This is a genomic window from Pseudomonas sp. DC1.2 (genome assembly GCF_034351645.1).
Classification (GTDB): Bacteria; Pseudomonadota; Gammaproteobacteria; order Pseudomonadales; family Pseudomonadaceae; genus Aquipseudomonas.
Genome location: NZ_CP133782.1, coordinates 1,361,834 through 1,375,863 on the forward strand (window position 1 = coordinate 1,361,834; position 14,030 = coordinate 1,375,863).

The window sequence follows — 14,030 nt, forward strand, 5'->3', positions numbered from 1 at the left end:
AGGCAAGGCCGCTATTCTAGGCTTCGCTTTGGGGTTTTGAAGGGGGTAACAGAGGTATTTTCGAGCGTTCCCGACAACCTGTGCTTGCCAGGCTTGCAATGGCCTGATATCAGGCCGGCGAATGATCACAGACAGGTGGGGCGCGTCTGACTAGATTGCAGTTTCCGGTGGCAGCGCAGCCTCATAACAATAAAAGAGACGGACCCATGCAGAGCTCGACCCAAGCGGCGAATGCCTGGCGCATTCTGTTCCTGTTGTTCCTGGCCAACCTGTTCAATTTCTTCGATCGCACTATTCCGGCGATCATCATTGAACCGATTCGCATGGAATGGCACCTCAGCGACTTTCAACTGGGCATCGTCGGGACGGCCTTCACCCTTGTTTATGCCATTGCCGGCCTACCCTTGGGACGCATGGCCGACACCGGCTCGCGGAGCAAGTTGATGGGCTGGGGATTGGCGGTGTGGAGCGGGCTGACCGCGGTCAATGGGCTGGTGGGCAGCTTCTGGGGTTTTTTGATCGTGCGCATGGGCGTCGGTATCGGTGAAGCCAGTTACGCGCCAGCGGCCAACTCGCTGATCGGTGACCTGTTTCCAGCACATCGCCGGGCGCGAGCCATGGGCATCTTCATGCTTGGCCTGCCGTTGGGGCTGCTTTTGGCATTTTTTACCATCGGTGCGATGGTCAAGGCTTTTGATAGCTGGCGTGCCCCTTTTTTTATTGCGGCTATACCGGGGTTGATCCTGGCGATTTTTATGTTTTTCATCAAAGAACCGAAGCGCGGCGCAGCGGAAAGCGTGCAGGTGTCTCAGGAACGTGTGGACCGGCCGATCCGCCGAGTCCTGGCCGTACCGACTTTCCTCTGGCTGGTGTTGGCGGGGTTGTGCTTTAACTTCGCGACCTATGCCTGCAATTCGTTTCTAGTGCCGATGTTGCAACGCTATTTTTTGATGCCGCTACAGGAAGCGGCGGTGGCAACCGGCGTGATCGTTGGCGTGACCGGGTTGTTCGGTTTAACCCTGGGCGGCTTGATCGCCGACAAAATTCATCAACGAGTGGCCAATGGGCGGCTGTTGTTTGCAGCGTTCAGCCTGATCGTCTCGACTGTTTGCACCGCGTGGGCGCTGCACGCCGGGCGAATCGAAATCGGCGTGTTTGTCGCGGTGTTCAGCCTGGGCTGGCTGTTCGCCTACAACTTCTACACCTGCGTCTACACGGCAATTCAGGATGTGGTCGAGCCGCGCCTGCGGGCTACGGCTATGGCGCTTTTTTTTGCCGGTTTGTATTTGTTGGGTGGTGGGTTAGGGCCGGTGGTGGTGGGCGGTTTGTCCGATCACTTCGCCCACACGGCCATGCTGTCGTCGGGTGCTGAGCAGATGACTGAAGCGTTCAAGGCTGTCGGCCTGCATGACGCGATGTATTTGATCCCGGTGGCGCTATTTTTCACCCTGGTGTTTTTATTCATGGCTTCGCGGTGTTTTGTGCGCGATGCCAAGCGAATGAAGGACGGGTTAGTGGCGGTGGTCGACACGCAGATTCCGGCCGTTGTGGCGTAATGATCGTCCCCCACCGAGTGGGAACGATCAGACAAAAAAGGCCCGCATCGCTGCGGGCCTCTTTGTTTTCATCGGTGGGGCAGGGGCTTAACCGGCGACTAACACCCGAATGGCTTCCAGTCGCAACGCCGCCTTGTCGAGCATGGCCAAACCTTGCTCACGTTGTTGGCGCAGGGCCACCAGTTCGCTGTCACGCACGGTTGGATTGACCGCCTGCAACGCGGTCAGGCGCGCCAGTTCTTCATCAGTGTCCGCTGCCAGGCGACGTTGCGCCTCGGCGACGCGCTCGGCGTGACGCGGGTAGATTTTCTCTTCGCCGGCGTTGATTCGAGGCGTCAACTGATCGCGTTGGGCCTGGACGAACTTGTTGGCGCTGGCGCGTGGCACGCTTTCCAGTTGATCGTTCAGGGTTTCGAACGACACGCGGGTCGACAGGTCATTGCCATTGGCATCGAGCAAGCAGCGCAGGGCAGCCGGCGGCAGGTAGCGTCCCAGTTGCAGTGAGCGCGGGGCAACCACTTCACTGACGTAAAGCAGCTCCAGCAACACGGTGCCTGGCTTGAGTGCCTTGTTCTTGATCAGCGCCACGGCGGTATTGCCCATCGAGCCGGACAAGACCAGGTCCATACCGCCCTGCACCATTGGATGTTCCCAAGTGATGAACTGCATGTCTTCGCGAGACAGCGCCTGGTTGCGGTCGTAGGTGATGGTCACGCCTTCGTCGTCGCCCAGCGGGAAACTGGCGTCGAGCATTTTTTCGCTCGGTTTCAGAATCAGGGCGTTTTCCGAATGGTCTTCGCTGTCGATGCCGAAGGCGTCGAACAGGGTTTCCATGTAGATCGGCAGCGCGAACTGATCGTCTTGCTCAAGGATGTCCTCGACCAGCGCATCGCCTTCGCCCGAACCGCCGGAGTTAAGCTCCAGCAAACGGTCACGGCCGGTGTGCAGCTCTGCTTCCAGACGCTCACGTTCGGCACGGGCTTCGTCGATCAGCGCTTGCCACTCGCCGTCGTCGGCGTTTTCCAGCAACGGCAGCAGGCGCGGGCCGAATTGATGCTGCAAGGCGTTGCCGGTCGGGCAGGTGTTGAGGAACGCGTTCAGCGCTTCGTGATACCACTGGAACAGCCGTTCTTGCGGGCTGGTTTCCAGGTACGGCACGTGCAGCTCGATGATGTGCTTCTGACCGATCCGGTCCAGACGCCCGATTCGCTGTTCCAGCAAGTCTGGGTGGGCCGGCAGATCGAACAGCACCAAGTGGTGCGAGAACTGGAAGTTGCGACCTTCACTGCCAATTTCCGAGCAGATCAGCACTTGCGCGCCAAACTCTTCGTCGGCGAAGTAGGCGGCGGCGCGGTCACGTTCGAGAATGTTCATCCCTTCGTGGAACACCGTGGCCGGGATGCCGGAGCGCACGCGCAGTGCGTCTTCCAGGTCCATGGCCGTTTCGGCATGGGCGCAGATCACCAGCACCTTGGTGCGTTTGAGCATTTTAAGTTGGTCGATCAGCCACTCGACGCGCGGGTCGAACTTCCACCAGCGCTCTTCTTCGTTGGCATCCGGCTGGGCCTGGAAGCTGACTTCCGGGTACAGCTCTGCGTGGTCGCCCAGCGGCAGTTCGAGGTATTCGTCCGGGCACGGCAGCGGATACGGGTGCAGCTTGCGTTCCGGGAAACCCTGCACGGCGGCGCGGGTGTTGCGGAACAGCACGCGGCCGGTGCCGTGGCGGTCCAGCAGTTCACGCACCAGACGGGCGCTGGCTTCGGCGTCGCCATCGTTGACCGCGTTAAGCAGGGCTTCGCCTTCGTTGCCGAGGAAGCCGTGAATGGTTTTATGGGCTTCAGGCGATAAGCGGCCTTTGTCCAGCAACTCCTGAACAGCCTGGGCCACCGGGCGATAGTTTTCGCTCTCGGCGCGGAAGGCGTGCAGGTCGTGGAAACGGTTCGGGTCGAGCAGGCGCAGACGAGCGAAGTGGCTGTCCTGGCCCAGTTGTTCAGGGGTCGCGGTCAGCAGCAGCACGCCCGGGATCGTTTCAGCGAGCTGTTCGATCAGGGTGTACTCAGGGCTGGCTTTCTCTTCGTGCCACACCAAATGGTGCGCTTCATCGACCACCAACAGGTCCCAGCCGGCGGCGAACAGCGCGTCCTGGGCCTTCTCGTCATCCACTAGCCACTCGAGAGCAACCAGCGCAAGTTGGGTGTCTTCGAACGGGTTGCCAGCGTCGCTTTCGATAAAACGCTCTTCGTCGAACAGCGCAACTTGCAGGTTGAAGCGGCGGCGCATTTCCACCAGCCACTGATGCTGCAGGTTCTCGGGCACCAGGATCAGGACGCGGTTGGCGCGGCCCGAGAGCAATTGACGATGGATCACCAGACCGGCTTCGATGGTTTTACCCAAGCCCACTTCGTCCGCCAGCAGGACCCGTGGCGCGATACGGTCAGCGACTTCGCGGGCAATGTGCAACTGGTGCGCGATCGGTTGCGCACGCACGCCGCCGAGGCCCCAGAGGGCGGATTGCAACTGGCGGCTGGTGTGTTCAAGGGTGTGGTAACGCAGGGAAAACCAGGCCAGCGGGTCAATTTGTCCGGCGAAGAGACGGTCGCTGGCCAGACGGAACTGAATGAAGTTCGACAGTTGCGTTTCCGGCAGTGTCACCACTTCGTTCTGCGCGTTGAGGCCGTGATAGACCAGCAACCCGTCGACGTCATCGACTTCGCGGACGGTCAGCTTCCAGCCTTCGAAGTGAGTGATCGAGTCTCCGGGGGAAAATCGCACGCGGGTGAGGGGCGCATTCCGTAGCGCGTACTGGCGGGTGTCGCCAGTGGCCGGATAGAGCACGGTCAACAAGCGGCCGTCCTGTGCCAGAACGGTGCCTAAACCCAGCTCGGCTTCGCTGTCACTGATCCAGCGTTGCCCCGGTTGATACTGCTGCGCCATGCTGCCTGACTCCCACCTTGAAAAAGCGGGCTATCTTAACGGAATGAGGGCTTCAGGGCCAAAGGATTAGGAGGATTGACACGCTTTAGCCGAACGCTGCCTGCCAACGCGAGATCGGGTTTGTTACGTGTTGAGGCACTAATCGCTGCCAACCCGGTCACAGTTTGCGACCGATGGCTCAAGTCGCCATCACCGCAGCCGACAGCCTGCTGACAGGAGACTAATAATTATGCTGCCACCGATGCTCCCCTTGAGTGCCGTGCCGATCACCTCACAACAGGATCCGATTCGCCCGCGCCCGGACATTGCGCCGCTGGTGCCGGTGCAACAAACCTCCAGTGAAAGCACGATCGACCTGCAACAGCGCGACCCGGAAGAGGCCGCGCTGCAATTGCGCGAGGAACAGCGCCGCCGCCATGAGCGCGAGCGTCGTCGTCGGGAAGCCGATGAGGACCCCGAAGAGCATTTGGAGATTCCTGGCGACGAGCTCAACGCCGACAATACCGTGCCGGTCGCGCCATTGATGGAAGATCAGCCGCGTCAGGGGCTGTGGGTTGATATCCAGATTTAAGGTCACGGCTGGTCAGCGCCGCCGTCAGACCGCATTATTGGCAACTCCTTGCCGGCAGATGCGGCACTTGTATTTCACCGACGCGATGCCCTCAACGCCATGAGCCAAGACGATAAGCTGATTGACCTCAACACTGAACGCGCCAAACGGGTTCATGACCTCAACGATAAGCGCCTGAACGAAGTGCGCCAGGCGTTCGAGCAAGCCATGCCGTTAGGTAAAGCGAAGAAAAAGCCGAAGAACAAACCGAAAAAGCGTTGAAACCCCCTGCATCGATTGATGCAGGTCAGTTATTCCCCTCCTTTACGCCCAGTCTCGGGCGGCATTGATCCCGGTCAATTTTTTCTCCTGCCTGATTGGTTAACTTAGCCCTATCGCAACAGGGCAAGTGCAGGAGGCCAGTCATGTTTTTCGACAACGTGGTGATCGCCGGAGTGCTGACAGTTGGCCTCATGGTTCTGTTTTTTGCAGGGTTTGGATTCTTTATCTGGAAGGACTCGCATAAGCGGAAAAAACCGTAGGTCTTTCTTGAAGCAATGAGCACGCAAGGCATTTTGGGCAACTTCGGTTGCCCTTTTTTTTTGTGTGCGAAAACTGTCGATTAACAAACAACCTGGCGGTCTTTGGGAATTGCAGGCATGAAAAAGGCGCGGCTCTTACGAGGCGCGCCTTTTTCGTTGCAGCGATAGATCAGCTACCCAGCGCCTTCGATGCCAGCCAGAACAGGCCGGCCGACAGGGCCACGGTTGCCGGCAGGGTCAGGATCCAGGCCAGCAGGATGGTTTTCACCGTGCCGCCTTGCAGGCCGCTTTTATTGGCGACCATGGTGCCCGCCACGCCCGAGGACAGGACGTGGGTGGTGGATACCGGCAGACTGAAAATGTTGGCCAGGCCGATCATGGCCGCTGTGGTGATCTGCGCCGACATGCCTTGGGCGTAGGTCATGCCTTGCTTGCCGATTTTTTCGCCGATGGTCAGTACCACGCGTTTCCAGCCGACCATGGTGCCCAGGCCCAAAGCCAGTGCGACCGCCAGAATCACCCAGAACGGGGCGTATTCGGTGGTGGTGGTCAGGTCTTTGCGCAGTTTGTCCAGGTCCGCTTTTTCACGCGCATCGAAGCCAGGTAACTTGCCGACTTTCTTTGCGGTGTCATCCAGGCAGAGCAGGTAGCGACGCACTTCTACGCGGCTTTCGGGCTTCAGCGAGTGATAGTCCGCCACGCCATTAAGCGTGCCGAGCAGGGCGGCGATGGTCGGTTCGGTTTGTTGCGGGTCGCAACTGAATTTCCCCGGCAGATCGCCTTCCACGCTTTTGCCCAAGGCCAGGAATTCACCCAGCGTGTCGGCGTTGCGCTTGTAGAACTGGCTCAGGTGCAGGGTCGCATCGCGGGTGCGTTCGATCTGGTAGGTGGTACTGCTCAGGTCGAGTACGAACTGCGCCGGCACGATACCGATCAACACCAGCATGATGAGGCCGATGCCTTTCTGGCCATCGTTGGAGCCGTGTACGAAGCTCACGGCCATGGCCGAGATCACCAAGACCAGGCGGTTCCAGAACGGTGGGTGCTTCTTGTCGTCGAGCTTGCGGCGCTGATCCGGCGTCTTGTGCATCTTCGACAATGGGCGCCACCATTTAAGGCCGACCAATACCAGTGCGGCAACGATGAAGCCGGCAATCGGTGAGAACACCAGCGAAGCGCCGATGTCGACAGCCTTCTGCCAGTTCACGCCATCGGCCAACGGAATATCGTTGATCAAGGCGTTGGCCAGGCCCACGCCGAGAATCGAACCGATCAGCGTGTGCGAGCTGGAGGCCGGTATACCGAAGTACCAGGTGCCCAGGTTCCAGGTGATGGCGGCGGCGAGCAACGAGAACACCATGGCCAGTCCATGCCCGGTGTTCACATTGATCAGCAACTCTACGGGCAACAGGTGGACGATGGCATACGCCACGCCAACGCCGCCCAGCAGTACACCGAGGAAGTTGAACACACCGGAAAAGAACACCGCCAGGTGGGGCGGCATGGCTTTGGTATAGATAACAGTGGCAACCGCGTTAGCGGTGTCATGAAAGCCGTTGATGAACTCGAAGGCGAGGACAAAGGCGAGGGCGAGCAAGAGGCTCACTAGCACCCAAGCATCCAGTCCGCTGAATAAATCGATCATGAAGGTTTTCTGACCCGGTCATAAGGGGGCGCGATTATGCCAGAAAAGACTGCTAATCGATGCACTAGCTGCTCATCGGTAACATTCTTCAACGAATTAGTTTTGCGCGATGCCCTGCGCCCCAGGTTTTTACAGGGGTTTGCAACTGATTGATTTTATTTGGAAAGACACGGGCACAACGATATCTCTCGCAAGCGCACGAGCCTGAAACACTTGTGTGAAATATCTGAAAAGAAGGTCAGGCATACGCCATTTACCTCAGCCGCCGGGTAAAGCGGCCGCTGCCCGCGGGTGGCGGGCGCGAAAGGACGCGTCGGCACATCACGCTTTTAACGGATGCAGGCGCAGGCCTTTGGAACATCGAGGCCTAGGCGGTCAAGGCTCTTCGGCTTTGAGTTCCTTTTCCATCTTTTGCAGTTCTTGGGTAAAGGCCTGATCCTGAACGGTGGCGCGTTTACGCCAGGGCTTGCGTTCCGGTTCGGGCTGGGCGGCGTAGGTGGTGACTTCTCCGCCGTAAACGTCCTTGTAACGTTGTTCCTGGCGCTCAAGTTCCACGCGCAGTTCGTCTTTCGTCACAGTGCTACCTGATTGAGTTGAGATAAATTCTGGTCAAACGCGCTGCATCGAGTTTATTGACCACGCTCGTCGAAAGGACAAGGCCTGAAAGGCGTCTGCGATTTAACGACATTGTGATCAACACTTCCATGTTGCAGGCGACCACGGCACCAGAGAAGTACAGCTGACGTGGCATCAGTTTCCTGTTTCAGCGAGCGCATTGGCGGCGTATGTGAAATGAGCCTCAAGCGGCTTGCTGCGGGAGGTCGCGATGGAACATCGCACTCCGGGTGACGCCATCGACAAGTAAGAAACCGCGCCGTCACTGGGTGGCATTATAGCGGTCGATTTGAATAACACTATCGTTGGAGAGTTAAAAGTGGTTCTTCGTGTGTGACGATTTTGTTAAACGTAACTTTTGCGGGTAATTAAAGAGTCCGGCTGAGCACGTTGTGGCGTTTTGTTTCTGCCGTCAATAAGGCAGACAAGTTTTAACAATGACATCGGTCTGTTAAGACCTTCTCAGGGGAAGTTTAAAAAGGGGCTCTGCGTATTCGCCTGGCGACCGGCTTACCGTAACCGGGTGGATTGCGATTATCGGTTGTTGGTTCGATAATCGCCCAATCTTGGCTTTCGGTGGCTTGTGCATCGAGCCAGGAGCCGCTTGTAATAGCCATTGATCTGTGTGGGAAAAGGACACTGTTATGAACGATCAAATGCGCAACTCCTTCGCCTCGGTGGCGCCACCGATCGTTGCCTCGCCGGCCAAGCGGATTCAGGCCTTGACCGGCGATCCGGACTTCATGACGTCTCTGGCCCGAGGTTTGGCGGTGGTGCAGGCGTTTCAGGAGCGTAAACGGCACCTGACCATCGCCCAGATCAGCCACCGCACGGAAATCCCCCGCGCCGCTGTGCGACGCTGCCTGCACACGCTGATCAAACTCGGCTACGCCACCACCGACGGTCGCACGTACTCGTTGCTGCCCAAAGTCTTGACCCTGGGCCATGCGTACTTGTCATCGACGCCGTTGGCAGTGTCCGCGCAACCGTACCTTGACCGTATGAGCGAGCAGCTTCATGAAGCCTGCAACATGGCCACTCTGGAAGGCGATGACATTTTGTACATTGCCCGCTCTGCCACGACTCAGCGCCTGATTTCCGTCGACCTCTCGGTGGGCGGACGCTTGCCGGCTTATTGCACGTCCATGGGCCGTATTCTTCTCGCGGCCCTGGACGACACGTCGCTGGGCGAATACCTGGATCACGGGGAGTTCCAGGCCAAGACCAGCCGTACATTGCATACGCCTGAGGCGTTGCTTGAATGCCTGCAAGAAGTGCGGCAACAAGGCTGGTGCATTGTCGATCAGGAATTGGAGCAAGGCCTGCGTTCGATTGCTGTGCCGGTTTACGACGCTTCAGGTCAAGTGGTCGCGGCGCTCAACGTCAGCACGCACGCTGGGCGGGTCAGTCGTAGCGAGTTGGAGCAGCGTTTCCTGCCGGGGTTGCTGAGCGCCAGCCGTGACCTGAGCACGCAGCTTTTCGCCTGAACGGCGCCCTTAAGCTGTTCGATAAACGCACACAGTTGCGTTTATCGAATTGACGCTCTTTCCCTTCCCTCATTAATGTCGCGGCAGCGTCATCCGGCGCAGTGGCGCTCGCCTGCACGCCGGACGATGACCCCAATAATAATGAAGAGGCTCCCCGTCATGCGCACGTTTTCCTACTGTCGCTGCTGCCACCGGTTTAGCTGGCCCAACCGGATCGTCTGATTCCCCCTCTCCTTGCTTGTGACAGCGCCAGCCCAGGGCCGGCACGTGTTCGACTGCGTTCTTTGCGTGGAATAAAAATAATGAACCAGCCCCAGTCTGCTGTAGGTAACTGCCTCGACGTGCAGTCCTTTATCAATGCTCAACCCATTTCGCGCTATCAATGGCGGGTGGTGATTCTGTGTTTCCTGATTGTCTTCCTCGATGGCCTCGACACCGCGGCCATGGGGTTTATCGCGCCGGCCCTGTCTCAGGACTGGGGCATCGACCGCGCCAGTCTGGGCCCGGTGATGAGTGCCGCACTGATCGGTATGGTTTTCGGCGCACTGGGTTCGGGCCCTTTGGCGGATCGCTTTGGGCGAAAAATCGTCCTGGTGGGAGCGGTGCTGGTGTTCGGTGCCTTCAGCCTGGCCTCGGCCTACAGCGCCAACGTCGATCAATTGCTGGTGCTGCGTTTTCTCACCGGTCTGGGACTGGGGGCCGGGATGCCGAATGCGACGACGTTGTTGTCGGAGTACACCCCGGAACGCAAGAAATCGCTGCTGGTGACCAGCATGTTTTGTGGCTTCAACCTCGGCATGGCGGGCGGCGGGTTTATGTCGGCCAAGCTGATCCCGATGTTCGGCTGGCACAGCTTGCTGATGATCGGCGGGATTCTGCCGCTGATCCTCGCGCTGGTGCTGCTGTTCTGGCTGCCGGAATCGGCGCGCTACCTTGTGGTCCGTAACCGTGGCAGCGACAAAGTGCGTAAGGCACTGGCTCCGATCGACCCGGTTGCTGTCGCCCAAGCGTCCAGCTTCAGTGTGCCGGAACAGAAAACCGTGAAGGCCCGCAACGTATTCGCCGTGATTTTCTCCGGCGCCTACAGCACCGGTACGTTGCTGTTGTGGCTAACCTATTTCATGGGGTTGGTGATCGTTTACCTGCTGACCAGTTGGCTACCGACGCTGATGCGTGACAGCGGCGCGAGCATGGAGCAGGCCGCCTTCATTGGTGCGCTGTTCCAGTTTGGCGGCGTGCTGAGTGCAGTCGGTGTGGGGTGGGCGATGGACCGGTTCAATCCGCACAAGGTCATCGGTATTTTCTATTTGCTGGCCGGGGTGTTTGCCTATGCGGTCGGGCAGAGCCTAGGCAACATCACGATTCTGGCGACGTTGGTGCTGGTGGCCGGGATGTGTGTCAACGGTGCGCAATCGGCGATGCCTTCTCTGGCGGCGCGGTTTTACCCGACACAGGGGCGTGCGACTGGCGTGTCGTGGATGCTCGGTATTGGTCGTTTTGGCGCGATTCTCGGCGCATGGATGGGCGCCACGTTGCTAGGCCTGGGCTGGAACTTTGAGCAAGTATTGACGGCGTTAGTGATTCCGGCCGCATTGGCCACCACCGCCGTGTTGATCAAGGGCATGGTCAGCCATGCGGATGCGACCTAAGGGCTGCCCGCGATATTTTTGAGATAGGTAGCCAGACAACAATCTGTTCGATAAACGAACACTGAGTCGATTATCGGATTGTTTGGCTTTTAGGGGCGGCTTAATCTTCAGTCATTCCGGCGCTGCCTACGGCGCCTTTTTATTCCACTGTCGGTTCATCACAAACGGGAGCCTGCCCCATGGCTGAAATCCTTTCGCTGCACGATGCAGTGAAGCAATTCGTCAATGACGGCGATACCGTCGCGCTCGAGGGCTTCACTCACCTGATTCCGACGGCAGCGGGTCATGAAATCATTCGTCAGGGCAAGAAAGATCTGACGTTGGTGCGGATGACGCCTGATTTGGTCTATGACCAGTTAATCGGTGCCGGTTGCGCTCGCAAGCTGATTTTCTCTTGGGGCGGCAATCCCGGCGTGGGTTCGCTGCACCGTCTGCGCGATGCGGTAGAGAAACAGTGGCCGCATGCGTTGGACATTGAAGAACACAGCCACGCCGACCTGGCAAATGCCTACGTTGCTGGCGCCTCCGGACTACCGTTCGCCGTGCTGCGCGCCTACGCAGGTTCCGACCTGCCCAAGGTCAACCCGCTGATCAAAACCGTGACCTGCCCCTTCACCGGTGAAGTGCTGGCGGCGGTGCCAGCGGTACGCCCCGACATCACTGTGATTCACGCGCAGAAGGCTGATCGCAAGGGCAACGTGCTGCTATGGGGCATTTTGGGTGTGCAGAAAGAGGCGGCACTGGCGGCCAAGCGCTGCATCGTCACGGTTGAAGAAATCGTCGACGACCTCAAGGCGCCGATGAACGCCTGCGTCCTGCCCACTTGGGCTTTGAGCGCGGTGTGTCACGTGCCCGGTGGCGCGCATCCGTCCTACGCCCATGGTTACACCGAGCGTGACAACCGTTTCTACCAGGCGTGGGACGCGATTGCTCGGGACCGCGAAACCTTCACCGCGTGGATCAACGAGTACATCCACGGCTGCGCTGACTTCAGCGAGTTCCAGGCCAAGCTGGCCGCTGCTTCGGAGGCCAAGTAATGACTTACACGACCAATGAAATGATGACCGTGGCTGCCGCCCGCCGTTTGAAGAACGGTTCAGTGTGCTTCGTCGGCATCGGCCTGCCGTCGAAAGCCGCCAACCTCGCGCGGCTCACTTCCTCGCCGGACGTCGTTCTGATCTACGAATCGGGTCCGATCGGTGCCAAGCCCAGCGTATTACCGCTGTCGATCGGTGACGGTGAACTGGCGGAAACCGCCGACACTGTCGTCCCGACCGGTGAGATTTTTCGCTATTGGTTGCAGGGCGGGCGCATCGATGTTGGCTTTCTCGGGGCGGCGCAGGTTGATCGTTTCGGCAATATCAACACCACGGTGGTGGGTGACTATCATCAGCCTAAAGTGCGTTTGCCCGGTGCCGGTGGCGCCCCGGAGATTGCCGGTTCAGCCAAAAGTGTGCTGATCATCCTTAAGCAGTCGGCGCGCTCGTTTGTCGAAAAACTGGATTTCATTACGTCGGTGGGCCATGGCGAGGGCGGCGATTCGCGCAAGCGTCTCGGCCTGCCGGGTGCCGGGCCGGTCGGCATTATTACCGACCTGTGCATCATGGAACCCGAAGCTGACACGCATGAATTCGTGGTCACCGCGCTGCACCCAGGGGTGAGCCGTGAGCAAGTGATTGCCGCCACCGGTTGGACGATTCGTTTTGCCGAGCACGTTGAAAACACAGCCGAGCCCACCGCGGTTGAACTCAAAGCGCTGCGAGATCTGGAAGCCCGCACTGCCTTGGCCCACGGCCAAGTCCCCGGAGAAGCTTGATGCGTGACGTTTATATCTGCGATGCGATTCGTACCCCCATCGGTCGTTTCGGCGGCGGCTTGTCGGCGGTGCGTGCCGACGACTTGGCGGCGCTGCCGATCAGAGCGCTGATGGCGCGTAACCCGTCGGTGGACTGGTCGGCGGTGGACGAGGTGTTCCTTGGCTGTGCCAACCAGGCCGGTGAAGACAACCGCAATGTGGCGCGCATGGCTTTATTGCTGGCGGGCCTGCCGGAAACGGTACCCGGAGTGACCCTCAATCGGCTGTGCGCTTCGGGGATGGAGGCGATTGGCACCGCGTTCCGCGCCATTGCCAGTGGCGAGATGGAGCTGGCGATTGCCGGTGGCGTCGAGTCGATGTCTCGCGCACCGTTTGTGATGGGCAAAGCTGATACGGCGTTCTCGCGCAACATGAAGCTGGAAGACACCACGATTGGCTGGCGTTTCATCAACCCGTTGATGAACGCTCAGTACGGCGTCGATGCCATGCCGCAAACCGCTGACAACGTCGCCGATGACTACGACATTTCCCGCGCCGATCAGGATGCTTTCGCCCTGCGCAGTCAGCAGCGCGCCGCCGCGGCACAAGCCTCCGGTTTTTTCGCTGAAGAAATCGTTGAAGTGCGAATTGCCCACAAGAAGGGTGAAACGGTTGTCAGCCAGGACGAACATCCTCGTGCCGACACCACCCTGCAAACCCTGGCCAAACTCAAACCGGTCAACGGTCCCGACAAAACCGTGACTGCCGGCAACGCTTCCGGTGTGAACGATGGTGCCGCAGCCCTGATCCTGGCCTCTGCCGACGCCGTGAAAAAACATGGTTTGACCGCTCGAGCCAAAGTGCTCGGCATGGCGAGCGCCGGGGTTGCTCCTCGGGTCATGGGCATTGGTCCGGTGCCGGCGGTGCGCAAACTCACTGAGCGCCTCGGTCTGGCCGTCAGCGATTTTGACGTGATCGAACTCAACGAGGCGTTCGCCAGCCAAGGCTTGGCGGTGCTGCGTGAACTGGGGCTGGCGGACGACGCCGCGCAGGTCAACCCGAACGGTGGCGCCATTGCCTTGGGTCATCCTTTGGGCATGAGTGGCGCACGTCTGGTGCTGACCGCACTGCATCAACTGGAAAAGACCGGTGGTAAGAAAGGTCTGGCAACCCTGTGCGTCGGCGTCGGGCAGGGTCTGGCACTCGCCATCGAACGCGTCTGACGGGCGCCGACTAATAAGAACAGAGGAAAAGCGA

12 protein-coding genes are annotated in these 14,030 nt (G+C 59.2%); 9 read left to right on the plus strand and 3 right to left on the minus strand.

Features of this window, described 5'->3' with window-relative positions; translation table 11 throughout:
- Positions 1-206: 206 nt before the first annotated feature.
- On the plus strand, positions 207-1,556 hold the full coding sequence (locus RHM68_RS06070; protein ID WP_322221008.1) for an MFS transporter: 1,350 nt from the start codon (positions 207-209) through the stop codon (positions 1,554-1,556).
- Between the two features lie 87 nt (positions 1,557-1,643).
- Here the strand turns inward: RHM68_RS06070 and rapA are convergent, their stop codons facing one another.
- The gene (gene rapA, locus RHM68_RS06075; protein ID WP_322221009.1) at positions 1,644-4,490 is read right to left on the minus strand and encodes an RNA polymerase-associated protein RapA; all 2,847 of its coding nucleotides are present in this window, start codon (positions 4,488-4,490) and stop codon (positions 1,644-1,646) included.
- 229 nt (positions 4,491-4,719) lie between these two features.
- On the opposite strand from rapA, the gene RHM68_RS06080 reads away from it, so the two are divergent.
- The 3 genes from RHM68_RS06080 to ccoM all read left to right on the plus strand — a co-directional run bounded on the left by RHM68_RS06080 (position 4,720) and on the right by ccoM (position 5,582).
- Positions 4,720-5,061 (plus strand): aspartate-semialdehyde dehydrogenase, encoded by a 342-nt coding sequence (locus RHM68_RS06080; protein ID WP_322221010.1) that lies wholly within the window; start codon positions 4,720-4,722, stop codon positions 5,059-5,061.
- A gap of 99 nt (positions 5,062-5,160) precedes the next feature.
- The gene (locus tag RHM68_RS06085; protein ID WP_020299074.1) at positions 5,161-5,322 is read left to right on the plus strand and encodes a hypothetical protein; all 162 of its coding nucleotides are present in this window, start codon (positions 5,161-5,163) and stop codon (positions 5,320-5,322) included.
- Between the two features lie 143 nt (positions 5,323-5,465).
- Complete coding sequence (gene ccoM, locus RHM68_RS06090; RefSeq protein ID WP_007906619.1) at positions 5,466-5,582, plus strand: cytochrome c oxidase subunit CcoM; 117 nt, start codon at positions 5,466-5,468, stop codon at positions 5,580-5,582.
- Between the two features lie 169 nt (positions 5,583-5,751).
- Here the strand turns inward: ccoM and RHM68_RS06095 are convergent, their stop codons facing one another.
- Together RHM68_RS06095 and RHM68_RS06100 are read right to left on the minus strand one after the other, a co-directional pair.
- Positions 5,752-7,227 (minus strand): inorganic phosphate transporter, encoded by a 1,476-nt coding sequence (locus RHM68_RS06095; protein ID WP_322221011.1) that lies wholly within the window; start codon positions 7,225-7,227, stop codon positions 5,752-5,754.
- A gap of 375 nt (positions 7,228-7,602) precedes the next feature.
- Positions 7,603-7,803: a hypothetical protein gene (locus tag RHM68_RS06100; RefSeq protein WP_322221012.1), complete on the minus strand. Its 201-nt coding sequence runs from the start codon at positions 7,801-7,803 to the stop codon at positions 7,603-7,605.
- A gap of 683 nt (positions 7,804-8,486) precedes the next feature.
- On the opposite strand from RHM68_RS06100, the gene pcaR reads away from it, so the two are divergent.
- From pcaR to pcaF, 5 genes are all read left to right on the plus strand, one after another.
- Positions 8,487-9,329 carry a pca regulon transcriptional regulator PcaR gene (pcaR, locus tag RHM68_RS06105; protein ID WP_322221013.1) on the plus strand — a complete coding sequence of 281 codons (843 nt, stop codon included), beginning with the start codon at positions 8,487-8,489 and terminating at the stop codon, positions 9,327-9,329.
- 302 nt (positions 9,330-9,631) lie between these two features.
- A complete protein-coding gene (locus RHM68_RS06110) occupies positions 9,632-10,978 on the plus strand; it encodes an MFS transporter (RefSeq protein WP_322221014.1) in 1,347 nt (448 codons plus the stop codon).
- Between the two features lie 179 nt (positions 10,979-11,157).
- Positions 11,158-12,015 (plus strand): CoA transferase subunit A, encoded by an 858-nt coding sequence (locus RHM68_RS06115; protein WP_322221015.1) that lies wholly within the window; start codon positions 11,158-11,160, stop codon positions 12,013-12,015.
- Complete coding sequence (locus RHM68_RS06120; protein ID WP_322221016.1) at positions 12,015-12,794, plus strand: CoA-transferase subunit beta; 780 nt, start codon at positions 12,015-12,017, stop codon at positions 12,792-12,794. Before RHM68_RS06115 ends, RHM68_RS06120 begins: the two co-directional genes overlap by 1 nt.
- Positions 12,791-13,996 carry a 3-oxoadipyl-CoA thiolase gene (pcaF, locus tag RHM68_RS06125; protein ID WP_322221017.1) on the plus strand — a complete coding sequence of 402 codons (1,206 nt, stop codon included), beginning with the start codon at positions 12,791-12,793 and terminating at the stop codon, positions 13,994-13,996. Before RHM68_RS06120 ends, pcaF begins: the two co-directional genes overlap by 4 nt.
- Positions 13,997-14,030: the final 34 nt, after the last annotated feature.

Bases quoted from the DNA above. Each gene is read 5' to 3' on its own strand.
- RHM68_RS06070 (WP_322221008.1), top strand. From the start codon at position 207: ATGCAGAGCTCGACCCAAGCGGCGAATGCCTGGCGCATTCTGTTCCTG.
- rapA (WP_322221009.1), bottom strand. From the start codon at position 4,490: ATGGCGCAGCAGTATCAACCGGGGCAACGCTGGATCAGTGACAGCGAA.
- RHM68_RS06080 (WP_322221010.1), top strand. From the start codon at position 4,720: ATGCTGCCACCGATGCTCCCCTTGAGTGCCGTGCCGATCACCTCACAA.
- RHM68_RS06085 (WP_020299074.1), top strand. From the start codon at position 5,161: ATGAGCCAAGACGATAAGCTGATTGACCTCAACACTGAACGCGCCAAA.
- ccoM (WP_007906619.1), top strand. From the start codon at position 5,466: ATGTTTTTCGACAACGTGGTGATCGCCGGAGTGCTGACAGTTGGCCTC.
- RHM68_RS06095 (WP_322221011.1), bottom strand. From the start codon at position 7,227: ATGATCGATTTATTCAGCGGACTGGATGCTTGGGTGCTAGTGAGCCTC.
- pcaR (WP_322221013.1), top strand. From the start codon at position 8,487: ATGAACGATCAAATGCGCAACTCCTTCGCCTCGGTGGCGCCACCGATC.
- RHM68_RS06110 (WP_322221014.1), top strand. From the start codon at position 9,632: ATGAACCAGCCCCAGTCTGCTGTAGGTAACTGCCTCGACGTGCAGTCC.
- RHM68_RS06115 (WP_322221015.1), top strand. From the start codon at position 11,158: ATGGCTGAAATCCTTTCGCTGCACGATGCAGTGAAGCAATTCGTCAAT.
- RHM68_RS06120 (WP_322221016.1), top strand. From the start codon at position 12,015: ATGACTTACACGACCAATGAAATGATGACCGTGGCTGCCGCCCGCCGT.